This is a genomic window from Dorea amylophila (assembly GCF_025567265.1).
Classification (GTDB): domain Bacteria; phylum Bacillota; class Clostridia; order Lachnospirales; family Lachnospiraceae; genus Dorea_A; species Dorea_A amylophila.
Window position 1 is genome coordinate 39,643 of record NZ_JAOQJW010000013.1, and the last position, 21,354, is coordinate 60,996.

The 21,354-nt window shown below is 43.3% G+C and carries 26 protein-coding genes; all 26 read left to right on the forward strand.

Annotated elements, in window-relative coordinates:
- The first annotated feature begins 19 nt into the window (after positions 1-19).
- Positions 20-274: an RNase P modulator RnpM gene (gene rnpM, locus OCV72_RS09415; protein ID WP_055283529.1), complete on the forward strand. Its 255-nt coding sequence runs from the start codon at positions 20-22 to the stop codon at positions 272-274.
- Positions 261-584 (forward strand): L7Ae/L30e/S12e/Gadd45 family ribosomal protein, encoded by a 324-nt coding sequence (locus OCV72_RS09420; RefSeq protein ID WP_055283422.1) that lies wholly within the window; start codon positions 261-263, stop codon positions 582-584. The genes rnpM and OCV72_RS09420 overlap by 14 nt, the downstream gene beginning before the upstream one ends.
- Positions 585-598: 14 nt before the next feature.
- Positions 599-3,130 carry a translation initiation factor IF-2 gene (infB, locus tag OCV72_RS09425; RefSeq protein WP_155515224.1) on the forward strand — a complete coding sequence of 844 codons (2,532 nt, stop codon included), beginning with the start codon at positions 599-601 and terminating at the stop codon, positions 3,128-3,130.
- Positions 3,131-3,144: 14 nt separating this feature from the next.
- Complete coding sequence (rbfA, locus tag OCV72_RS09430; RefSeq protein WP_028085786.1) at positions 3,145-3,531, forward strand: 30S ribosome-binding factor RbfA; 387 nt, start codon at positions 3,145-3,147, stop codon at positions 3,529-3,531.
- A complete protein-coding gene (locus OCV72_RS09435) occupies positions 3,521-4,492 on the forward strand; it encodes a DHH family phosphoesterase (protein ID WP_055283424.1) in 972 nt (323 codons plus the stop codon). Before rbfA ends, OCV72_RS09435 begins: the two co-directional genes overlap by 11 nt.
- A gap of 3 nt (positions 4,493-4,495) precedes the next feature.
- The gene (gene truB / locus OCV72_RS09440; protein ID WP_055283427.1) at positions 4,496-5,401 is read left to right on the forward strand and encodes a tRNA pseudouridine(55) synthase TruB; all 906 of its coding nucleotides are present in this window, start codon (positions 4,496-4,498) and stop codon (positions 5,399-5,401) included.
- 17 nt (positions 5,402-5,418) lie between these two features.
- A complete protein-coding gene (gene ribF / locus OCV72_RS09445) occupies positions 5,419-6,342 on the forward strand; it encodes a riboflavin biosynthesis protein RibF (protein ID WP_055283429.1) in 924 nt (307 codons plus the stop codon).
- A gap of 130 nt (positions 6,343-6,472) precedes the next feature.
- Complete coding sequence (gene rpsO / locus OCV72_RS09450; RefSeq protein WP_006427570.1) at positions 6,473-6,739, forward strand: 30S ribosomal protein S15; 267 nt, start codon at positions 6,473-6,475, stop codon at positions 6,737-6,739.
- 267 nt (positions 6,740-7,006) lie between these two features.
- The gene (locus OCV72_RS09455) at positions 7,007-9,094 is read left to right on the forward strand and encodes a polyribonucleotide nucleotidyltransferase (RefSeq protein WP_055283431.1); all 2,088 of its coding nucleotides are present in this window, start codon (positions 7,007-7,009) and stop codon (positions 9,092-9,094) included.
- A gap of 203 nt (positions 9,095-9,297) precedes the next feature.
- Positions 9,298-10,038, forward strand: a complete 741-nt coding sequence (locus OCV72_RS09460) for a hypothetical protein (protein ID WP_055283434.1) — start codon at positions 9,298-9,300, stop codon at positions 10,036-10,038.
- 233 nt (positions 10,039-10,271) lie between these two features.
- Positions 10,272-10,454, forward strand: coding sequence for a hypothetical protein (locus OCV72_RS09465; protein ID WP_055283437.1), 183 nt, complete (start codon positions 10,272-10,274; stop codon positions 10,452-10,454).
- Complete coding sequence (locus OCV72_RS09470) at positions 10,447-10,989, forward strand: hypothetical protein (protein WP_055283439.1); 543 nt, start codon at positions 10,447-10,449, stop codon at positions 10,987-10,989. The genes OCV72_RS09465 and OCV72_RS09470 overlap by 8 nt, the downstream gene beginning before the upstream one ends.
- Before the next feature lie 352 nt (positions 10,990-11,341).
- Positions 11,342-12,289 carry a stage III sporulation protein AA gene (spoIIIAA, locus tag OCV72_RS09475; RefSeq protein WP_028085781.1) on the forward strand — a complete coding sequence of 316 codons (948 nt, stop codon included), beginning with the start codon at positions 11,342-11,344 and terminating at the stop codon, positions 12,287-12,289.
- The gene (locus OCV72_RS09480) at positions 12,286-12,804 is read left to right on the forward strand and encodes a stage III sporulation protein AB (protein ID WP_055283441.1); all 519 of its coding nucleotides are present in this window, start codon (positions 12,286-12,288) and stop codon (positions 12,802-12,804) included. The genes spoIIIAA and OCV72_RS09480 overlap by 4 nt, the downstream gene beginning before the upstream one ends.
- A 17-nt stretch (positions 12,805-12,821) precedes the next feature.
- Positions 12,822-13,016 carry a stage III sporulation protein AC gene (gene spoIIIAC / locus OCV72_RS09485; RefSeq protein WP_028085779.1) on the forward strand — a complete coding sequence of 65 codons (195 nt, stop codon included), beginning with the start codon at positions 12,822-12,824 and terminating at the stop codon, positions 13,014-13,016.
- Between the two features lie 51 nt (positions 13,017-13,067).
- A complete protein-coding gene (locus OCV72_RS09490) occupies positions 13,068-13,454 on the forward strand; it encodes a SpoIIIAC/SpoIIIAD family protein (RefSeq protein ID WP_055283444.1) in 387 nt (128 codons plus the stop codon).
- Positions 13,451-14,641: a stage III sporulation protein AE gene (locus OCV72_RS09495; protein WP_055283446.1), complete on the forward strand. Its 1,191-nt coding sequence runs from the start codon at positions 13,451-13,453 to the stop codon at positions 14,639-14,641. Before OCV72_RS09490 ends, OCV72_RS09495 begins: the two co-directional genes overlap by 4 nt.
- Positions 14,634-15,011 (forward strand): stage III sporulation protein AF, encoded by a 378-nt coding sequence (locus OCV72_RS09500; protein WP_044924172.1) that lies wholly within the window; start codon positions 14,634-14,636, stop codon positions 15,009-15,011. Before OCV72_RS09495 ends, OCV72_RS09500 begins: the two co-directional genes overlap by 8 nt.
- The gene (locus OCV72_RS09505) at positions 14,986-15,630 is read left to right on the forward strand and encodes a hypothetical protein (protein WP_330376583.1); all 645 of its coding nucleotides are present in this window, start codon (positions 14,986-14,988) and stop codon (positions 15,628-15,630) included. Before OCV72_RS09500 ends, OCV72_RS09505 begins: the two co-directional genes overlap by 26 nt.
- A 31-nt stretch (positions 15,631-15,661) precedes the next feature.
- Complete coding sequence (locus OCV72_RS09510; protein ID WP_028085775.1) at positions 15,662-16,327, forward strand: SpoIIIAH-like family protein; 666 nt, start codon at positions 15,662-15,664, stop codon at positions 16,325-16,327.
- A gap of 126 nt (positions 16,328-16,453) precedes the next feature.
- Positions 16,454-18,058 (forward strand): peptide chain release factor 3, encoded by a 1,605-nt coding sequence (locus OCV72_RS09515; protein ID WP_028085774.1) that lies wholly within the window; start codon positions 16,454-16,456, stop codon positions 18,056-18,058.
- Between the two features lie 107 nt (positions 18,059-18,165).
- Entirely contained in the window at positions 18,166-18,549 is a 384-nt protein-coding gene (locus OCV72_RS09520) for an Asp23/Gls24 family envelope stress response protein (protein WP_055283448.1), read from the forward strand.
- Complete coding sequence (gene nusB, locus OCV72_RS09525) at positions 18,550-18,948, forward strand: transcription antitermination factor NusB (protein ID WP_028085772.1); 399 nt, start codon at positions 18,550-18,552, stop codon at positions 18,946-18,948. It begins immediately after the preceding gene.
- A gap of 13 nt (positions 18,949-18,961) precedes the next feature.
- On the forward strand, positions 18,962-20,176 hold the full coding sequence (xseA, locus tag OCV72_RS09530; protein WP_055283450.1) for an exodeoxyribonuclease VII large subunit: 1,215 nt from the start codon (positions 18,962-18,964) through the stop codon (positions 20,174-20,176).
- A gap of 56 nt (positions 20,177-20,232) precedes the next feature.
- A complete protein-coding gene (xseB, locus tag OCV72_RS09535; RefSeq protein WP_028085770.1) occupies positions 20,233-20,460 on the forward strand; it encodes an exodeoxyribonuclease VII small subunit in 228 nt (75 codons plus the stop codon).
- A complete protein-coding gene (locus OCV72_RS09540; RefSeq protein ID WP_055283453.1) occupies positions 20,450-21,352 on the forward strand; it encodes a polyprenyl synthetase family protein in 903 nt (300 codons plus the stop codon). Before xseB ends, OCV72_RS09540 begins: the two co-directional genes overlap by 11 nt.
- The last annotated feature ends 2 nt before the right edge of the window (positions 21,353-21,354 follow it).

Genomic DNA, 21,354 nt, shown 5'->3' on the forward strand with positions numbered 1-21,354 from the left:
AGTAAATAAAAAAGTTCCTATGCGCAAATGCGTAGGATGTCAGGAAATGAAGAGTAAAAAAGAGATGATTCGTGTTATCCGCACATCGGAGGGAGAATTTCTCCTGGATGCGACAGGAAGAAAGAACGGACGCGGTGCTTATCTCTGTCCGAATGGCGGCTGCCTTGCAAAAGCAGTGAAGAACAAAGGCCTGGAGAGATCCTTTAAGCAGGCTATTCCAAAAGAAGTGTATGAAGCACTGGAAAAGGAGATGGAAGTACTTGAGTCAGAATAAAGCATTATCTATGATTGGTCTGGCTACAAAAGCCGGCAAGGTTGCAAGTGGAGAGTTCTGTACGGAGAAAGAAGTAAAATCCGGAAGAGCATGTCTTGTGATCGTTGCAGACGATGCATCCGATAATACCAAGAAGAAATTTCAGAACATGTGTGACTTTTATCAGGTTCCGATCTATTTTTACAAAGACAAAGAGACATTGGGGCATGCAATGGGAAAAGAATTCCGCGCATCTTTGGTGATCCTTGATGAGGGATTCGCAAAAGGTATCCGGAAGCATATAGACACAGAGAATCAGACAATTGCGTAGAGGAGGCAGATCATATGTCAAATAAAGATATAGAAACAAATATAAACGAAAATACAGAAAAATCAGAAACACCAAAGAAAAAGAATATCGTGCATGTATTCCGTCCGCAGAATACACAGAACGGCGGTAATAAAGGAAGAAGATCCGGCGGAAACCGTCAGAATTCCGGACAGGGAAAACAGATGCAGGCAAATAACGGCCGTCCGGCAAAGCGCCCTGCGGCACAGAACACAGCAACAGGAGAGGCACAGGCTCCAAAGAGAACAGAGAGGCCGGCAGCAGAAAGAGCACAGGGCAGACGTCCGGAAAGAAACGAAAGACCGGACAGAAATGAAAGAACAGAAAGAACAGAAAGATCAAACAGAGACGACAACAGAAATAACCGCGGCAACGACAGACGTGGCGGTGGAAGAGACGGACGTAGTGATCGTCAGGAAGGAAGAGGCGGACAGAGATTCCAGAGAGGCGACCGTCCGCAGAATGGCCGTTCCGACAGAAATCAGGGAGACCGCGATAACAGATATGACAATAACCGTGGTGATGACAGACAGGGACGCAAATTCGGAGAAAAATCAGATAACAGAAGAAATGACAGAAGAAATAACACAAGCATTCCGGCTCCTGCAATCGAAGGACAGAAACCACAGAGAAAGAATGCCAAGGGAAAAGACGATCACAAGAAGAAAGATTATCGTCGTGATGATGAAGAAAGAATGCCAAAGGGTAAGAAGAAAAACGAGCCGAAGCAGCAGCTTCAGAAACCACAGCAGAAAGAGCAGAAGGTAGAAGAAGAGATCAAACAGATCACAATCCCGGAAGTTCTGACAATCAAAGAACTGGCAGACAAGATGAAGATCGTACCATCTGTGATCGTGAAAAAGCTGTTTATGCAGGGTAAGATTGCTACTGTAAACCAGGAAATTGATTATGAGACAGCAGAAGAGATCGCGCTGGAATTCGATGTCCTGTGTGAGAAGGAAGAAGTTGTAGATGTAATCGAAGAACTTCTGAAGGAAGACGAAGAGGACGAAAAGAAAATGAAGAAACGTCCGCCGGTAGTCTGTGTTATGGGTCACGTTGACCATGGTAAAACTTCTCTTCTGGATGCGATCCGTCATACCAATGTTATTGACCGTGAGGCCGGTGGTATCACACAGCACATTGGTGCGTATGTTGTAGAAATCAACGGAGAGAAGATCACATTCCTGGATACTCCGGGACATGAGGCGTTCACAGCAATGCGTATGCGTGGAGCAAGTTCTACAGATATCGCTGTTCTTGTAGTAGCAGCAGATGATGGTGTTATGCCGCAGACAGTAGAAGCGATCAACCATGCAAAGGCTGCGGGTGTAGAGATCATCGTTGCTGTTAATAAGATGGATAAACCTAGTGCCAACATCGACCGTGTAAAACAGGAACTGACAGAGTATGAACTGATTCCGGAAGACTGGGGCGGAAGCACGATCTTTGTTCCGGTATCTGCCAAGACAGGTGAAGGACTGGAAGATCTGATGGAAATGATCGCTCTGACAGCAGAAGTAATGGAATTAAAGGCAAATCCAAACCGTCGTGCCAGAGGTCTTGTCCTGGAAGCAAAACTGGATAAGGGAAGAGGTTCTGTTGCCAATATCCTGGTTCAGAAGGGAACACTTCGCGTCGGAGATCCAATCGCTGCCGGTTCTGCGTTTGGTAAAGTAAGAGCCATGATGGATGATAAGGGAAGAAGAGTCAAAGAAGCAGGCCCGTCTACACCGGTAGAGATCCTGGGACTGAATGATGTACCGAATGCCGGAGAGGTTATCGTTGGATGCGGAAATGAAAAAGAAGCAAGAAACTTCGCAGAGACATTTATCTCACAGAGCAAAGTAAAACTTCTGGAAGAGACAAAATCCAAACTTTCTCTGGATGATCTGTTTACACAGATCCAGGAGGGTAACTTAAAAGAACTTGGAATCGTCGTAAAAGCAGATGTACAGGGATCTGTAGAAGCAATCAAACAGAGCCTGCTGAAACTCTCGAACGATGAAGTGGTCGTTAAGATCATCCACGGTGGTGTTGGTGCGATCAATGAATCGGATGTAAGTCTTGCTTCTGCATCAAATGCTATTATCATCGGATTCAATGTACGTCCTGATGCAACTGCAAAAGAAACGGCAGACCGTGAAGGTGTAGACATTCGTCTGTACCGTGTCATCTACAATGCGATCGAAGACGTAGAAGCGGCCATGAAAGGTATGCTGGATCCTGTATTTGAGGAGAAAGTACTCGGACACGCAGAAGTACGTCAGACATTCAAGGCTTCGGGAGTCGGAACAATTGCCGGATCTTATGTCCTTGATGGTCTGTTCAAGAGAGACTGTTCTGTCCGCCTGACACGTGACGGTATTGTAATATTTGAAGGACCTCTGGCATCACTGAAGAGATTCAAAGACGATGTAAAAGAAGTAAAAGCAGGTTACGAATGCGGATTCGTATTTGCAAACTTCAATGACATCAAAGAAGGTGACCTCGTAGAGGCATTTGAGATGGTAGAGATTCCACGCTAGGAGTTGATATAAAAATGAGAAAAAGAAGTATTAAGAATACAAGAGTAAATACAGAGGTGCAGCACGAGTTATCGAACATCATCCGCGGGGGCTTAAAAGACCCGCGTGTTGCACCGTGGACTTCGGTTGTAGCCGCAGAAGTTGCGCCGGACCTTAAGACATGTAAGGCATATATCAGTGTGCTCGGAGATGCTTATGAGCAGGAACAGACGATCAAGGGTCTGCAGAGTGCGGAAGGATATATCCGCCGGGAACTGGCAAGAACATTGAATCTCCGTAATACACCGGAGATCAGGTTCGTGCTGGATCAGTCCATTGAATATGGTGTCAATATGTCAAAGAAGATCGATGAAGTAACCAAAGACCTGAAAACGGAAGGTGTTGAGGAAGATGCTGAATAAAGTATTGGAAAATGTGTCGACGATCGCGATCGGCGGACATATACGCCCGGACGGAGACTGTGTGGGTTCCTGTGTGGGACTTGGACAGTATATCCGCGAGAATTACAATGATAAAACCGTAGACATTTATCTGAAAGACATCCCGGAATCTTTTCATTTCTTAAACGGAACAGAGACAATTCTGGAGTCTGTGGATAATGAAGAAAAAATATATGATCTCTTTATTTCCCTGGATTGCGGGGATACAGACAGACTGGAATATTCCAAACCATTGTTTGTAAAAGCAAAGCATACATTCTGTGTAGATCATCATATCAGCAACATTGGCTTTGCAGAGGTCAATCATATCGTTCCGGAAGCAAGTTCAACATCAGAGCTGGTATACGGACTGCTGGATGAAGAGAAGATTTCTAAAAATGTAGCGGAAGCACTATATCTTGGAATCGTGCATGATACGGGAGTATTCCAGTATTCCTGTGCCGGACCGGAGACATTCCGGGTGGCTGCGAAACTTCTGGAAAAAGGAATTGACGCACCAAAGATCATAGAAGAGACATTCTATGCGAAATCCTACGCACAGAATCTTGTAATGGGGCGTGCATTGATGGAAAGTATCCTGTTTCTGAATGGAACCGGTATTGCATCTTTTATCCGAAAAGATGTGATGGAGTTTTACGGGGTAGGGCCGAAAGATCTGGAAGGAATTGTAAGCCAGCTCCGTATAACGGAAGGGGTAGAAGTTGCCGTGTTTATGTATGAACTGAGGCAGAATGAATTCAAAGTAAGCCTCCGTTCAAAAGAGAAGGTCGATGTCAGCAGGATTGCACAGTATTTTGGCGGCGGTGGTCATAAGAAGGCAGCTGGATTTACAATGACAGGAACACCGTTTGATGTGCTGAACAATCTGTCAAAACAGATCGAAGTGCAGATGGAAAAACTGGAAAAGACACAGGAGCAGTAAACTATGATACACGGAATCATTAATGTGTATAAAGAAAAAGGGTTCACTTCCCACGATGTAGTAGCAAAACTCCGTGGGATCGTGGGACAGAAAAAAATCGGACACACCGGAACACTTGATCCGGATGCGACAGGTGTTCTTCCGGTTTGCTTGGGAAAAGCAACTAAGCTTTGTGATCTTCTGACGGATAAGGATAAGACTTATGAGGCAGTTATGCTTCTCGGTATGACAACTGACACACAGGATATCACGGGCAGGATTCTGGAAGAAAAAAGTACGGAAACACTTACAGCAGATAAAGTAAGAGAAGTAATCGAAAGCTTTATCGGAGACTATGATCAGATTCCACCGATGTATTCGGCACTTAAGGTAAACGGGAAAAAATTATATGAGCTTGCCAGAGAAGGAAAGGTTGTAGAAAGAAAAGCCCGTCCGGTGAAAATCCGGGATATCCGGATCATAGAAATGGATCTTCCGCGGGTCCGTATGGAGGTGTCGTGTTCCAAAGGGACCTATATCAGGACTCTTTGCCACGATATCGGCGAACAGCTTGGATGTGGCGGATGTATGGAATCACTGATCCGTACAAGAGTATCGGCGTTTCAGATAAAGGATGCAAAGACACTGGAAGAAATCGGAGCATTAAAGCAGGAAGGAATGCTTGAGGAGATTCTGGTGCCGATTGATGAAATGTTCCCGTTATATCCAAAGATCACAGTGAAGGATGACTGGAAAGCATTTGCAAAAAACGGGAATCCGCTGGATGAGAAGATGCTGAAAGACGCAGGCAGTCAGGAGGAAGACAGACAGGTGCGTCTGTATGAGGAATCAGGTAAATTCATTGCTATTTATCAATGGAAAGAAAAAGAAAAAAAATATCACATCGTCAAGATGTTTTTTAACGAGTAAACGAGGAAGAAAAGACTATGCAGTATATCAGGGAGCTTGCGGAATATAACGGAAGCGGCAGGGTAGCGGTGACTTTTGGAAAGTTTGATGGATTACACAGAGGCCATCAGGTGCTTGTGACAAAAGTTCGTGAATTAGGAGAACAGGAGAATATTAACAGCATCGTATGTTCGTTTGACATGAGACCGCTATGGAAGGAAAGAGGGATTACTCCGGAACTTCTGATGGTCGGGGAAGAACGGCAGGAAAGGGTGAAAGACGAAGTCGATTACCTGATCGAATGCCCGTTTACTGAATCTTTCCGTCAGAAAAGTGCGGAGGATTTTATACAGGAGATCATTCATGATCTTTTTCATGCCAAATATGTTGTGGTAGGAACAGACTTTACATTCGGATGTGAGAAACGCGGGGATGTGCATATGCTGGCGGAATATGCAGATCAATATGACTATCAGCTGATCGTCATAGAAAAAGAACGTTATCATGACCGGATCATCAGCAGTACTTATGTAAAAGAAGTGGTAAAAGCTGGAGATGTGGGACTGGCAGAAAAGCTGCTTGGTTATCCATTTGAAGTAGAGGGGATGGTCGAACATGGCAGACAGCTTGGCCGTACGCTCGGATTTCCGACACTGAATGTTGCATGGCCTGACGGGAAGATTGTGCCGGCACACGGAGTCTATTTCTGTAAGATTGATGTACAGGACAAGACCTATCCGGGGATTGCAAATGTCGGTATTAAGCCCACTGTAACGGAAGAGAAGAAGCTGTTGATCGAAGCGTTTCTTTTTGGATATTCGGGAAATGCATACGGAGAAAAAGTCCGGATCAGTCTGATGGAATTCCGGAGACCGGAACAAAAATTCAATGGAATCGGAGCACTGAAAGAACAGATTGATAAGGATATTGCAAAGGGAATGGAATATTTTGGAATTGTATAAATTTCTCTTTACACAGGGAAGTTCATATGATATACTAAGCAACGTTGAAGCCGGTGTTCGGTAACTGGAAACTCCAACCGTTACTTAATATCAGGCGTTTTAATTTAAGAGAATACAGGAGGAAACAAACATGATTTCTAAAGAACAGAAAGAACAGATCGTAGCACAGTATGGCAGAACAGCAGGAGATACAGGATCACCGGAAGTACAGATCGCTATCCTGACAGCAAGAATCAATGACCTTACAGATCATTTCAAAGCTAATCCAAAGGATCACCACTCAAGAAGAGGACTTCTTAAGATGGTAGGACAGAGAAGAGGACTTCTTGCATACCTGAAGAAGACAGACATCGAAAGATATCGTGCATTGATCGAGAAACTTGGATTAAGAAAATAATTCATGATTTTATGGGACATTCGGAAGGATGTCCCTTTTCTATTATCGGAATAAGCAATAAAAGTCATCAGTTAGTCATCAGTGGCAGAGCATGTGAACGATTTTAGGTATAGCTTTTTGTGAAAGTGTATGCTATAATAAATAGGATTGTGGATTGGGAAAACTTCACCGAGACCACTGAAAAGTATATTTGATATAAAAATGTGTTTTTCAGTAGTTTCGGGGTGATCTTGAACCACAAAAGAAAAAATAAAGGAGAACACATTTATGTATAAAACATTTGAGATGGAACTCGCCGGAAGAACCTTAAGAGTTGATGTCGGCAGAGTTGCAAAACAGGCAAATGGTGCTGTGTTAATGCATTATGGTGATACAACTGTACTGTGTACAGCAACAGCTTCAGAGAAGCCAAGAGACGGAATTGATTTCTTCCCACTGAGCGTTGAATACAATGAAAGAATGTATGCGGTAGGAAAGATTCCAGGAGGATTTAATAAGAGAGAAGGGAAAGCATCTGAGAATGCTATCCTTACATGCCGTGTGATCGACCGTCCGATGAGACCACTGTTCCCGAAGGATTACCGTAACGATGTCACACTGGAGAACCTTGTATTATCTGTCGATCAGGACTGTTCACCGGAGCTTACAGCTATGCTTGGTGCAGCAATCGCAACAACAATCTCCGATATCCCGTTTGACGGCCCGATCTCTACTACACAGGTAGGTCTGGTTGACGGAGAATTCGTATTCAACCCTACAGCAGCTCAGAAGGCAGTATCTGACATGGCTTTAACGGTTGCTTCTACAAGAGAGAAAGTCATTATGATCGAAGCCGGAGCAAACGAAGTTCCAGAGCAGCAGATGATCGATGCAATCTTTGCAGCACATGAATTAAACCAGAAAGTAATCGCATTCATTGACACAATCGTGGCAGAATGCGGAAAACCAAAACACGAATATGAAAGCTGTGCAGTTCCGGAAGAACTCTTTGCAGCAATCAAGGAGATTGTTACTCCGGAAGAGATGGAAGTAGCAGTATTCTCCGATGATAAACAGACAAGAGAAGAGAATATCCGTGCCGTAACAGAAAAATTAGAGGAAGCATTTGCTGAAAATGAAGAGTGGCTTGCAGTTCTTCCGGAAGCTGTATACCAGTATCAGAAGAAGACGGTACGTAAGATGATCTTAAAAGACCACAAACGTCCGGACGGAAGAGAGATCGACCAGATCAGACCACTTGCGGCAGAAGTTGACCTGATCCCTAGAGTACATGGTTCAGCAATGTTCACTCGTGGACAGACACAGATCTGCAACATCTGTACTTTAGCACCTCTTTCTGAAGCTCAGAAACTGGATGGTCTGGATGAAGCAGAGACAGTCAAGAGATATATGCATCATTACAACTTCCCATCATACTCTGTAGGTGAGACAAAGCCATCCAGAGGACCGGGACGCCGCGAGATCGGACATGGAGCACTGGCAGAGCGTGCGTTGCTTCCGGTACTTCCAAGCGAAGCAGAATTCCCGTATGCGATCCGTACTGTATCTGAGACATTCGAATCTAACGGTTCTACATCTCAGGCAAGTGTATGTGCATCTTCTATGTCACTGATGTCAGCAGGTGTACCAATCAAGGCTGCAGTAGCAGGTATCTCATGTGGACTTGTTACCGGTGATACAGACGATGATTATCTGGTGCTTACAGATATCCAGGGACTGGAAGACTTCTTCGGAGACATGGACTTCAAGGTAGCCGGTACACATAAAGGTATCACAGCGATCCAGATGGATATCAAGATCCACGGACTGACAAGACCGATCATTGAAGAAGCTATTGCTAAGACAAGAAAAGCAAGACTTTACATCATTGATGAAGTTATGAATAAAGCAATCGATGCTCCAAGAGCAGAGGTTGGAGAATTCGCTCCGAAGATCATTCAGATGCAGATCGATCCACAGAAGATCGGTGATGTTGTTGGACAGCGTGGAAAGACAATCAATGCGATCATCGAGCAGACAGGTGTGAAGATCGACATTACAGATGATGGTGCCGTATCTATCTGCGGAACAGATGCCAAAGGTATGGAAGAAGCACAGAAGATGATCCACATCATCGTCACAGATTTTGAGGCCGGACAGGTTCTGGAAGGAAAAGTTGTCAGCATCAAAGACTTCGGTGCATTCCTTGAGTTCGCACCTGGAAAAGAAGGAATGGTACACATTTCCAAGCTTTCCAAAGAAAGAGTGAATCGTGTAGAAGACGTTCTCACACTTGGCGATGTTGTTAAGGTTGTATGCCTTGGCAAGGACAAGATGGGAAGAATCTCATTCTCTATGAAGGATGTAGCGGAATAAGATTATAATTTAATATCAGATGTTATGTGAATGCCTCGGGGTTCCGGTAGTGGAAGCCTGGGGTGTTTTTTATTACTAAAGTATAGAAAAAGGATGGGAAAACAAGCAAATTGAGCCAGACGTGAAGAAGACTTGCCTGATATCCCTAAGTTATAGTAATATACAATTAGATGAAAGTATATTAGATGAATGAGGAACTATAGATGAAAGAAAAAAAGAAAGTTAGAATAGAAGAATTCGTGTATATGCTGATTGTAATTTGTGTAGTAGTTTTTCTTTTTTACAGTGATTGTATGGATAAATATCTTTATACATTGGATGCTGTGAAGATAGTAAAAAATTGTTTATATATTTTTTTAGGTGGAGGAACTGTAATTTGTTCATTCAGGTTTTGCTGGTTTAGATGCGAACAGGGAATTGTAAAAAAGAGTATATTTTTTATAGGGAAGATAATTGTGGTGATTTGGGCATGGAGATTGATATTACTATATTTTTGCGTGTATTGTATATATAGAGGACTTGAAAACAAAGATACAGTGAAGTGTTATGGGAATTTTGTAGAATTTATAATAGCAAATGCAATTGAATTAACTGTGTTTTGGGCAACGTTTTTTCTTATCAATGGAAGAACAAGTACTCGTAGGGCGAAAGAAAGTCAATGTCGTGTGCGCTCGTATTTGATTTCTAATCTTTGTCCGGAAGTAATGCTTACGGGATTGATTCTGGTTTTTACAAAAGAACAGAATTTGGATATGATAGCTTCAGAAATAGATGTAAGAAGTGATTTTTTAATAATTCCCTTTTTGATTGCTGGATGGATATATATAGTGAAGAAGATTGTAAGGATATGTATTTGGTGTTATGATTGGGAACAAATGTATGGAGAAGAATTAAAAGAAAAAGGAATTGCACCGAATATTGAAACGGTGCCGTTTCCGGATTAAGAAAATTGGTATGGCAGGAATATTTGAAGTAAGGGAAAGAGGGGCGGATGATGAGGACATGGAATAGCAGCTTTTTTAATACAGGAGATTGATGAAAGGTCAGTCTCTTGGTGTTTTAGTTTTTAAAGTTAATCTTGCAATAGAGAAAAATATATGATACATTTAAAATAGATAGGGATAAAAAGCTTTGTGTGAGGGAAAAGGATAGAAAAAGAGAAAGAAGGTGTGAGTGTATGAATTATGCTATAAGAACAGATTATCCTTTTAGAACAACGAAAAAAGTAATAATGAAAACGAAGTTGTCACCAGAAGCAAAAGCTATCAGAGATTTTTATAATACACACAATGTTTCAGTGGTTGTTGATTCTGTTACTGATGAAGCGGAGTTGATTGTAACCGAGGTGAAAGATGAATAGAAAATTAAATGTTGTTCAATATAATGCCAGTTTGCAAAAACTGGCATCATCTTTCCATTCTGGAAACTGGTATTTAGATCAATTTTTAAGACAAAATATTGCTTTAGATGAAAATTATGGAAAAACGTATGTTTTGTTATCACAAAACAATAAATGTATTATCGGATATTACAATTTAAGTACAGGGTACTTAGAAAGTGTAGAAGAAAATCAAGTGAGAAAAATAGGTGGAGCAGTACATATTAATTGTTTTGCTTTGACAGAGCAGTATCAAGGAATCTTACAGGAATTGAGTTCTGAAGGAATGAAAATAAAGTTTTCTGATTATTTTTTTGTAGAATGCTTAAATAGAATAAGAGAAATACAGAAAGAAAAAGTTGGATTTTCATTTATAACTTTATGTTCAACTATGGAAGGATATCATTTGTATTATAGAAACGGATTTAATGAATTGGATTCGGACATGCACTTTTCTGTAGAAGAAGCAGAGATAAAATGTATTCCGATGTATATGGCAATGGATTTAGAAGAATAATTCAAAAGCCAATATTGGGGAATGCTTAAACAAAAAATGTATTAAACCAGGATTTTGAGAAGATAGCAAAGAAGAATCTAGAAAATGTTAAATTATCTGAACTTCATCGAACGGAAGATATCCTGAAAGCAGCTACAGACAAGGCGTATCAGAAAAAATTGTTTGAAGAATTCGGACTATAGAATATTTGTATAGAGAACCTGCCACTGGCAGATTCTCTTACATACTTTGGTATTAAAAGGTGATATGAAATAAAAACCCAAATTTCATATCATCTTTTTGCGTTCCTAGAAAAATACCAGTCATAATCTCTATTCATCCACATATACATGGGTGTAAAGAGGTGATGAACATGAAAGAAGATACAATCTTAAAAGTCCTGCCATGGGATGTCAGAAGTATTATACAAAAGGAAAAGCTGGAGTTCGAATACTTACAGGAAATCCGTCTCCGGGAGGGAAAGCCGCTGATCTTCCTGTATCATGACACAGAAGTTATCCCCGGAGCGAAAGCCAGACGGCCATACCTGGTGACGAAAGATAATATCCGCGAAATGCTGGAATACATCAGTAATTATTCCCTATATGCGTGCGAGCAGGAGATGCGGCAGGGATTTATCACAATCGAAGGAGGACACAGAGTGGGATTGTCGGGACAGGCTATTATGGAAAATGGGAAGGTAAAGAATCTGAAATACATTTCTTCGGTGAATATCCGTGTAGCACATGAGATGATCGGATGCGCCGATGCGGTATTTCCCTATATTGTATGTAACCGGTTGTTATGTCATACATTGATCGTATCGCCGCCGGGATGTGGTAAGACGACACTGTTAAGAGATCTGATCCGTCAGATATCGGAAGGAAATTCCTGGCTTCCGGGACTTGCGGTAGGTGTGGTGGATGAACGTTCGGAGATTGGCGGCTGCTATATGGGTGTGGCGCAGAATCATCTTGGAATCCGTACGGATATTCTGGATGGGTGCCCGAAAGCAGAAGGGATGATCATGCTGATCCGTTCAATGGGACCGCAGGTGATCGCTGTGGATGAGATTGGAACACCGGAAGATGTACATGCCATAGAATATGCCATGCACTGTGGATGTAAGATGCTGGCAACCGTACATGCAGAGTCAATGGAAGAACTTAGGAAAAAACCACTGTTCAACCGGATGATCGGAGAAGGAAGGTTCGAACGGTATATTTTACTTGGAAATGACGCACACGTGGGACAGATCGAAGGAATCTTTGATAACAGGGGAAGCCTTCTATACAAAGAAATGATGGAAATGGCGAAATGATAAAAGGAATCGGGGCAGTCATGGTCATTCTTGCAGGCGGGGGCTGGGGAATGTTGCAGGCTGCAAAAATAGAAGAGTGTTACAGACAGATGCGATATCTGAGAAAACTGATTTTTCGGATCAGAAGTGAGATTCGTTATTCCAGACAGGTGCTTCCGGAAGCGTTTCTGCATGTAGGGAGCGAAGCACAGGAACCGTATAAGATGTGGCTGCTTTCTTTGTGCGAGAGGCTGACGAAAAGACAGGGTACAAGTCTGGCGGGAATATGGGAAGAAGAGACGAGGAAATATCTTGCGGAAACCGGAATCCCACAGGATATGATGGAGAGTCTGATACGCCTGGGCAGTGAATTGGGAACGATCGATATCGAGATGCAGGTGAAGACATTGGATCTGTACCTGGAACAAATGGAACAGAAAATGGAGGACATGAGAACGGAGCAGAAGGAGAGAATCCGTCTGTACCAATGTGTCGGAGTGACCGGAGGCATATTTCTGGCAATTATCCTCCTGTAAAAAATAGGAGGCAGTATATGAGTGTGAATCTGATATTTAAAATTGCGGCGGTAGGGATTCTTGTATCCATACTTTGTCAGGTGTTAAAGCACAGCGGAAGAGAAGAACAGGCATTCTTGACCAGTCTGGCAGGACTTTTACTGGTTTTATTCTGGATCGTGCCATATATCTATGATCTGTTTGAATCTATCCAGGATCTGTTTTCGTTATAAAATGTGTGATGTCTGAGAAGTATGTGCTATATGGGATGGGAGGCGGAACATATGAGTATGCTGCAGATCGGAATACTGGGAGTAGCAGGAGTTCTTCTGGCTTTGCAGTTCAAAAGTGGTAAATCCGAATATGGCATCTATATCAGTATTGTTCTTGGTCTTTTGATCTTTGCCACTTTGCTTGGGAAGATCAGCCTGATCAAAGATGTGTTGAATGAGATCAACAGCGTTGCCGGGCCTGGCAATGATTATTGGAAAACATTGTGGAAGATTCTTGGGATCACATATGCGGCCGAATTTTCTTCGGCAATATGTAAAGATGCGGGGTATCAGACGATTGCATTACAGATCGAAGTGTTCGCCAAGATTACGATCCTGGTGTTAAGTCTTCCGGTGTTAAGTGCGCTTTTGCAGACGATACGGGGATTTCTGGTATGAGATGTAGTGCGGGATATAAAAAAATAACGGGTATTTATATCGGGTGCGTCTTAATATTTTTGCTATTGTTTCCGGCGTTGGAACATATTGGAGTTACATATTGTTATGCAGCGGATCCAGAACAGGAACAACAGAAAATAAAAGAAAGCATCCTCTCAGAATTTGAATACGGCAAAATTGACGATTCCTTACAGTCTCTGTTCCCTGAAAAACGGATCATATTTAAAGAAGTAATATCGGAAATCTTAACCGGAAATCTGAAGGCATCTGCAAAGCTTCTTTCAGAATTCGTCAGGGAGCAGATGTTTTATCTGCTTCAGACGGGCAAAAAGAATTTGATACATATTTTGCTGATTGCAATGATTGCAGCATTCATGAATCAGTTTGCAGGTACCCTTCAGAACCGACAGGTGGCAAGTGTCGGATTCTATATGATTTACATGTTATTGGCGGCACTGACGGTCGCTGCTTTTGATGTGGTTCTTAAGTGGGTGGAATCCGGGATACGGAATATCACTGCTTTTATGGGAGTATTCTATCCGGTTTATTTTCTGGCGGTTGCGGTGGCGAAGGGAAGTGTGACAGGGGTGGCATTTTACAATCTTGTTCTGTTTTTAATCTATGCGGTTGAGATCATAATCGGAAATGTACTGCTGCCGATGGTGAGGGTATATATGATCATCCGTATCCTGAATTTTCTGGGACCGGAAGATATGTTGGAGAAATTATCGGAATTCCTGGAAATTGTCATCCGCTGGACGCTTAAGACAGCACTTGCGTGTGTCATCGGTGCGAACCTGATCCAGGGAATGATCAGTCCTGCGATCGATACGGTGAAAAGAAGCACCGTACTGAAAGGTGCAGAGGCAATCCCGGGAATAGGCAATCTCCTGGGCGGAATGACGGAGGTGGCGCTTGGAACGGCAGTACTGGTAAAGAATGGAATCGGGATGGCAGGAGCGGTGATCTGTATTGCCCTGTGTGTCATACCGTTAGTCCAGACTGCGGGAACAGCTCTTCTTTATAAGCTTGCGGCTGCCATGATCCAGCCGGTGTCGGATGAACGTGTCACGGGCTGCGTAGAAGCGGTAGGAGAAGGATGTCAGATACTGCTGCAGATTGTATTTACTGTGGGAGTGTTATTTCTGCTGACGATCGCAATCGTGGCGGCGGTGACGAATGCATGACCAAAAAGGAGCGGGACAGATGGAGTTTATCTATAACTGGATCTTAAAGTTATCATTTTTTGCAGTGCTTGGAAGCATGATCTTACAGATGCTGCCGGATCATGGGTTTCAAAAATATGTCCGTTTCGTTCTGGGACTGATTCTGACAGCAATGTTGGTTGTTCCGGTATTGGAATTATTGGATAAGAGAACCGCATTTGAAGAAATTTATCATAACAGTGTATATAAGATTCAGGTCAGTGAACTAGAAGAAAAAAGTCAGAAAGTTCAGGAAGAGATTCTCAGGATAGACGGACAGAATGATGAAAATACAAGCCAGAACAGAAGAATCGAGGTGGAGCAGATTGAAATCGGCAAAGAATCTGAGTGAATTGTTTCCGAACAAACTTACAAACTGGAAAAAGTTTTCGTTTAAAAATCTAAAAAAAGATCAGCTCCTGATTCTGCTTCTTGCAGGAATTCTTCTGATGGTGATCGCAGTTCCGGCAGGAAAGACGAAAGAACATGCTTCGTCCGCATCAGACGGCAATACAGGAAAAACTGTAAGGGGGACATCTGATGGGACAGACGAAGAAGCGTATACTACCTATCTGGAAGACCGCCTGAGCCGGATCTTATCGCAGATTGAAGGAACCGGAGAAGTAAAGGTGATGATCACACTGAAATCTTCAGCAGAAAAGGTGCTGGATAAGGATACAGAATCGGATCAGGAAACGGTGATGGAAGAAGACAGCCAGGGAGGAACCAGACAGTCGTCAAAGGCATCCAAAAAAGAAAATACGGTATATGCAAGTGACAGTGACAGCACTACTCAGGGTAGCGGATCTCCATATGTAAGCAAAGAATTAAGTCCCGAAATCGAAGGTGTGGTCGTGATCGCAGATGGCGGCGGGAATGCAGTGGTGAAAGAAAATATCAGCAGTGCGGTCCAGGCATTATTTGATATCGAACCGCATAAGATTAGAATAATGAAAAAGCAGATGAATTAAAGCAGTGTAAAACGGACAGGAGGGCATAACATTGAAAAAGATTGCAAAGAAGAATCAGATTGTGATCGCAACACTGGCAGTGATGATCGCAGCCGCAGGGTATATGAATTACTCGGGCAAATTATTTCCGAACAAGACGAAGACACAGGAGACCAATTCTGAACTCGCGAACAAGGAATTGCTGGATATTTCCGATGAAGATGCATCGGTGTCATCCGGAGATATGAAAAGTCAGGAGGGGGATTCCGGCAGCGGCGCAGACAGCAATGCCGGAAGCACAGATGACGGAAGTGTAGACGGAACACCCGGAGAAGCAGTCCTTACAAATGGATCGGTAAGTTCGGTTGTGTCGCAGGCAAAGGTGAGCAGGGAACAGGTGCGCTCTAAGAATAAAGAAACATTACAGAATATTATCGATAATAAGAATCTCAGCGCCGAAGAAAAAGAAAAAGCCGTGAACCAGATGGTACAGATGACGGAGACTGCAGAAAAAGAATCGGCTGCAGAGTCACTCCTGGCAGCCAAAGGATTTCATAATTCCGTTGTGAGCATCACGGATGATCAGGCAGATGTGATCGTAGGAGCTTCCGAGTTAAGTGATGCAAACCGTGCGCAGATCGAAGATATTGTGACCAGAAAGACGGGGGTGGCAGCACAGAATATTGTGATCAATCCGGTGAATGCGGATTCGAAGTAAGCTGCAGAAAACAAGGGAAAACCTTGAAAATACAGGAAAAATATGTTTGAGCATTTTAAAGACATATGTTATACTGATTAATAGTGCCTATAAACGGATATACTATAAATTAGGAGTGTATAATATATGTCACAGATTACGAATGAAGTAAAGAATCAGATAAAGAAAAGAAGAACATTTGCAATTATCTCACATCCCGATGCAGGTAAGACGACACTGACAGAGAAGTTCCTTCTCTACGGAGGTGCCATCAATCAGGCGGGAAGCGTAAAAGGAAAGGCAACTGCAAAACATGCGGTTTCTGACTGGATGGAGATTGAGAAAGAAAGAGGTATCTCGGTTACTTCTTCTGTATTGCAGTTTAATTATGACGGATACTGTATCAATATCCTGGACACACCGGGACATCAGGACTTTTCGGAGGATACCTACCGTACCCTGATGGCAGCAGATTCTGCGGTTATGGTTATTGATGCATCCAAGGGTGTCGAGGCACAGACGAGAAAACTGTTTAAAGTATGTACGATGCGCCATATCCCGATCTTTACATTCATCAATAAGATGGACCGTGAAGCAATGGATACATTTGAACTTCTGGATGATATTGAAAATGAACTTGGAATCGCAACATGCCCGATCAACTGGCCGATCGGTTCAGGTAAAGAGTTCAGAGGTGTATATGACAGAGCAAGTAAAAAGGTGGAAATCTTCTCGGATACAAAAAAGGGAACGACGCAGGGAGAAGTAAAGAAGGTAGATATCAATGATCCGGAGATCTCGTGGCTGATCACAGATGATCAGAGAGTGCAGCTGGAAGAAGAGATTGAACTTCAGGATGGTGCCGGAGCAGAATTCGACCAGGAACTGGTAAGCAAGGGAGAACTTTCACCGGTCTTCTTTGGATCCGCGCTTACCAACTTTGGAGTGGAGACATTCCTCCAGCATTTCCTTCAGATGACGACATCACCGCTTCCGAGAACATCTGACAGAGGTCCGATCGATCCGATGGAAGAAGGAGATTTCTCGGCATTTGTATTTAAGATCCAGGCGAATATGAATAAAGCGCACCGGGACAGGATTGCATTTATGCGTATCTGCTCCGGAGAATTCGAAGCCGGTATGGATGTATATCATATGCAGGGCGGAAAGAAAGTACGTCTTTCCCAGCCGCAGCAGATGATGGCAAGCGAGCGTAAGATGATCAGTAAAGCTTACGGCGGAGATATCATCGGTGTATTTGATCCGGGAATCTTTTCAATCGGAGATACACTGACGACCGCACAGGATAAATTCACATATGAAGGGATCCCGACATTTGCGCCGGAGCATTTTGCACGTGTGCGCCAGGTTGATACTATGAAGAGAAAGCAGTTCATTAAGGGAATCAACCAGATTGCCCAGGAAGGTGCAATACAGATATTCCAGGAATACAATACCGGTATGGAAGAGATCATTGTCGGTGTTGTCGGAGTGCTTCAGTTTGATGTGTTAAAATACCGTCTGGAGAACGAATATAACGTGGAGATCCGTCTGGAAAATCTGCCATATGAGTACATCCGCTGGATTGAAAATGAAGAAATTGATCTGGATAAACTGACCGGAACTTCGGATATGAAAAAAGTAAAAGATCTGAAGGGACGTCCGCTTCTGTTATTTGTCAATGAATGGAGCATCCGTATGACGGTAGACAGAAATGAAGGACTGAAACTGACCGAGTTCGGCAGATCATAAAAATATCAGCAGAAATAAAACTCCCGGGATGACTGGGGGTTTTCAAATGTATATAAGTTTGTTATAATAAAAGACAGTGAAAAACCAGACGGGAGGTCGCTTAGAATATGAGTAAAGAAGAAAAAAATACGTATACAATAAAAACAGATGAAAATCTTGGAGAGATCAAGATTGCAGATGAAGTTGTAGCGATCATCGCAGGTCTTGCTGCAATGGAAGTAGAAGGTGTTGCTTCTATGGCGGGAAATGCGACAAGAGAACTGATCAGCAAGCTTGGAATGAAGTCTCTATCTAAAGGTGTAAAAGTAGATGTGCTGGACGGGATCGTAACGGTATCCCTGGCATTGAACCTGAATTATGGTTACAGCATCAAAGACATCACTTCTAAAGTGCAGGAAAAGGTAAAAACTGCAATTGAGAATATGACAGGACTTGAGGTGGCAGATGTGAACATCCGCGTTGCCGGAGTCGAGATACCGGAGGAAGCATAAGTGAAGAGAACAGAGCAGAGAGAACATATCTTTAAGTTGATATTTGGTGCTGATTTTAACGAAGAAGCAGAACAGGGAACACAGGCAGAACTGTATTTTGAACAGATCGAAGGCGCCACAGAAAAAGATATGCAGTATATCAGTGAAAAAGCGCAGAAAGTTGTAGAGAAGATTGATGAAATCGATGCAATGATCAATGAGCATACGACCGGATGGAAGACAGGACGTATGAACAAGGTAGATCTTACAATCCTGAGACTTGCGGTTTATGAGATGAAGTGGGACGAGGATGTCCCGACAGGTGTTGCAATCAACGAAGCTGTCAATCTTGCAAAGAAATACAGCAGTGAAGACGGTGCATCATTTGTAAATGGAGTATTGGCAAAGCTTGCAGATTAATCAGAGGTAGGAAATGGCTCGAAATGTATATACAGTAAAACAGGTGAATGCATATATCAAGAATATGTTCACCCAGGACTTTATGCTGAACCGTATCTATGTAAAGGGAGAAGTTTCTAACTGTAAGTATCACACATCGGGACATATATATTTTTCATTAAAGGATGAGTCCGGAACGATTGCCTGTGTCATGTTTGCGGGGCAGCGAGGCGGGCTCTCTTTTCATATGAGAGAAGGACAGCAGATCATTGTGCTTGGTTCCGTAAATGTCTATGAAAGAACCGGCGCTTACCAGCTTTATGCGAATGAGATCCGGCTGGATGGAGAAGGAACACTTTATGAGAAGTACCAGATGCTGAAGCAGGAACTCGAAGAGATGGGAATGTTCGCACCCGAATATAAGCAACAGATTCCGGCATATGCAAAGCGGATCGGTGTTGTGACTGCGCCGACGGGAGCTGCAGTCCGGGATATCATGAATATATCTGCGAGACGCAATCCGTATGTACAGCTGATTCTTTATCCGGCTCAGGTGCAGGGAGAAGGCGCCAAAGAGTCCATTGTGCGGGGAATCCGTATGCTGGAGATGAAAGAAGTAGATGTGATCATCATTGGAAGAGGCGGCGGCTCGATCGAAGATCTGTGGGCCTTCAATGAAGAAGAAGTGGCAAGGGCAATCTTCGACTGTACGGTTCCGGTGATATCGGCGGTAGGTCATGAGACAGACGTGACAATCGCAGATTACGTGGCAGACTTACGTGCCCCGACACCTTCGGCGGCTGCGGAGCTTGCAGTGTGGGATTACAGACAGGTGGAGAATTATTTGGCAGAATGCCGTCTGCGCATGAATCGGAGTGTAGCAGGAGCCGTCCGTATGAACCGTCTGCGGCTGAAAGAGATGGAGACCAGACTTTCTTATCTGCATCCGCGTCATAAGTTACAGGAACAGCAGCAGAGGCTGGCTGAGCTGGAAGATGAACTCCGTCAGATGATGAATGACCGTGTGAAGGAAGCAAGATACCGTCTGGCGATCCAGATCGAGAAGATGAATGGATTGTCTCCGATCCGGAAGCTGAATCAGGGATTTTCTTATGTAGAAGAAGCGGATGGCAGTGTGATAAAGAGTATCCGGCAAGTAAAAAAAGGTGATGAACTGACGGTGTATGTGACAGACGGACTGATTCAGACATCCGTAGAAGCTGTGCAGAATAAGACGTATGAGATATAAATGATGCCGGTGCAAAGCACGGAACAAATAGAACAGACAGATACCAGGAGAAACAAATGGCGGAAAAAAAAGGACAATCTTTGGAAGAACAGAGCCTTGAGGAGATATTCTCAGATCTGGAACAGACGATAAAAAAGATGGAAGAAGGAGAGATTTCACTGGAGGAATCTTTTCAGCTGTATCATCAGGGCATGGATATGCTGAAAGCCTGTAACAGCAAGATCGATAAAGTAGAAAAGAAGATGCTGTTATTAGATGAAGAGGGTGAGGAACATGAATTCTAAAGAAGAATTTACAATACAGATGAAAACGAAAGTGGCAGAGATCGAAGAAATCCTGAAACGATATCTTCCGGAGGCAGAAGGATATCAGAAGGTGATCATGGAGGCAATGGAGTACAGTCTGATGGCAGGCGGGAAAAGACTCCGGCCGATGCTGATGCAGGAGACCTGCAGACTTTTTGGAGAAGAACCGGAGACATTAAAGCCTTTTATGGCAGCACTTGAGATGATCCATACATATTCACTGGTGCATGATGATCTTCCGGCAATGGATAATGATGAGTACCGCAGAGGCAGAAAGACGACACACATTGTATACGGGGAAGATATGGGAATCCTGGCAGGAGATGCACTTTTGAATTACGCATTTGAGACAGCATTCCGGGCATTTGAGCAGTCTCCGGAAGACAGTCTTAAGATCGGGCGTGCACTTACTGTCCTTGGGAGAAAAGCAGGTATCTATGGAATGATCGGCGGGCAGGTGATCGATGTAAAAGAGACCGGACATGCGGTTTCAAAAGATGTGCTGGATACCATATATGAACTGAAGACGGGCGCTCTGATCGAATGTGCAATGATGATCGGCGCAATCCTCGGTGGTGCTTCGGATGCAGAAATACAGAGCGTAGAAAAGATTGCACATTATGTAGGTGTTGCATTCCAAATCCAGGATGACATTCTGGATGTGACGAGTACAGAAGAGGTACTTGGAAAGCCGATCCACAGTGATGAGAAGAATCAGAAGACCACTTATGTAACACTTCTGGGAATTGAACAGGCACAGAAGAAAGTGGAAGAATTATCGAATGAAGCAATTGCACTGCTTCATCAGTTTACAGGGGAGAATGCGTATCTGGAACAGTTACTGATACAGCTGATTCACAGAGACAGATAAAG

What these genes read in the sequence shown, in the direction of transcription:
- OCV72_RS09480 (WP_055283441.1), top strand. Translation starts at nt 12,286, where the DNA reads ATGATAAAAGGAATCGGGGCAGTCATGGTCATTCTTGCAGGCGGGGGC.
- xseB (WP_028085770.1), top strand. Translation starts at nt 20,233, where the DNA reads ATGGCGGAAAAAAAAGGACAATCTTTGGAAGAACAGAGCCTTGAGGAG.
- spoIIIAA (WP_028085781.1), top strand. Translation starts at nt 11,342, where the DNA reads ATGAAAGAAGATACAATCTTAAAAGTCCTGCCATGGGATGTCAGAAGT.
- OCV72_RS09520 (WP_055283448.1), top strand. Translation starts at nt 18,166, where the DNA reads ATGAGTAAAGAAGAAAAAAATACGTATACAATAAAAACAGATGAAAAT.
- OCV72_RS09460 (WP_055283434.1), top strand. Translation starts at nt 9,298, where the DNA reads ATGAAAGAAAAAAAGAAAGTTAGAATAGAAGAATTCGTGTATATGCTG.
- OCV72_RS09495 (WP_055283446.1), top strand. Translation starts at nt 13,451, where the DNA reads ATGAGATGTAGTGCGGGATATAAAAAAATAACGGGTATTTATATCGGG.
- ribF (WP_055283429.1), top strand. Translation starts at nt 5,419, where the DNA reads ATGCAGTATATCAGGGAGCTTGCGGAATATAACGGAAGCGGCAGGGTA.
- spoIIIAC (WP_028085779.1), top strand. Translation starts at nt 12,822, where the DNA reads ATGAGTGTGAATCTGATATTTAAAATTGCGGCGGTAGGGATTCTTGTA.
- OCV72_RS09455 (WP_055283431.1), top strand. Translation starts at nt 7,007, where the DNA reads ATGTATAAAACATTTGAGATGGAACTCGCCGGAAGAACCTTAAGAGTT.
- rnpM (WP_055283529.1), top strand. Translation starts at nt 20, where the DNA reads ATGCGCAAATGCGTAGGATGTCAGGAAATGAAGAGTAAAAAAGAGATG.
- infB (WP_155515224.1), top strand. Translation starts at nt 599, where the DNA reads ATGTCAAATAAAGATATAGAAACAAATATAAACGAAAATACAGAAAAA.
- OCV72_RS09490 (WP_055283444.1), top strand. Translation starts at nt 13,068, where the DNA reads ATGAGTATGCTGCAGATCGGAATACTGGGAGTAGCAGGAGTTCTTCTG.
- OCV72_RS09470 (WP_055283439.1), top strand. Translation starts at nt 10,447, where the DNA reads ATGAATAGAAAATTAAATGTTGTTCAATATAATGCCAGTTTGCAAAAA.
- rpsO (WP_006427570.1), top strand. Translation starts at nt 6,473, where the DNA reads ATGATTTCTAAAGAACAGAAAGAACAGATCGTAGCACAGTATGGCAGA.
- OCV72_RS09465 (WP_055283437.1), top strand. Translation starts at nt 10,272, where the DNA reads ATGAATTATGCTATAAGAACAGATTATCCTTTTAGAACAACGAAAAAA.
- truB (WP_055283427.1), top strand. Translation starts at nt 4,496, where the DNA reads ATGATACACGGAATCATTAATGTGTATAAAGAAAAAGGGTTCACTTCC.
- OCV72_RS09515 (WP_028085774.1), top strand. Translation starts at nt 16,454, where the DNA reads ATGTCACAGATTACGAATGAAGTAAAGAATCAGATAAAGAAAAGAAGA.
- rbfA (WP_028085786.1), top strand. Translation starts at nt 3,145, where the DNA reads ATGAGAAAAAGAAGTATTAAGAATACAAGAGTAAATACAGAGGTGCAG.
- xseA (WP_055283450.1), top strand. Translation starts at nt 18,962, where the DNA reads ATGGCTCGAAATGTATATACAGTAAAACAGGTGAATGCATATATCAAG.
- OCV72_RS09435 (WP_055283424.1), top strand. Translation starts at nt 3,521, where the DNA reads ATGCTGAATAAAGTATTGGAAAATGTGTCGACGATCGCGATCGGCGGA.
- OCV72_RS09500 (WP_044924172.1), top strand. Translation starts at nt 14,634, where the DNA reads ATGCATGACCAAAAAGGAGCGGGACAGATGGAGTTTATCTATAACTGG.
- OCV72_RS09540 (WP_055283453.1), top strand. Translation starts at nt 20,450, where the DNA reads ATGAATTCTAAAGAAGAATTTACAATACAGATGAAAACGAAAGTGGCA.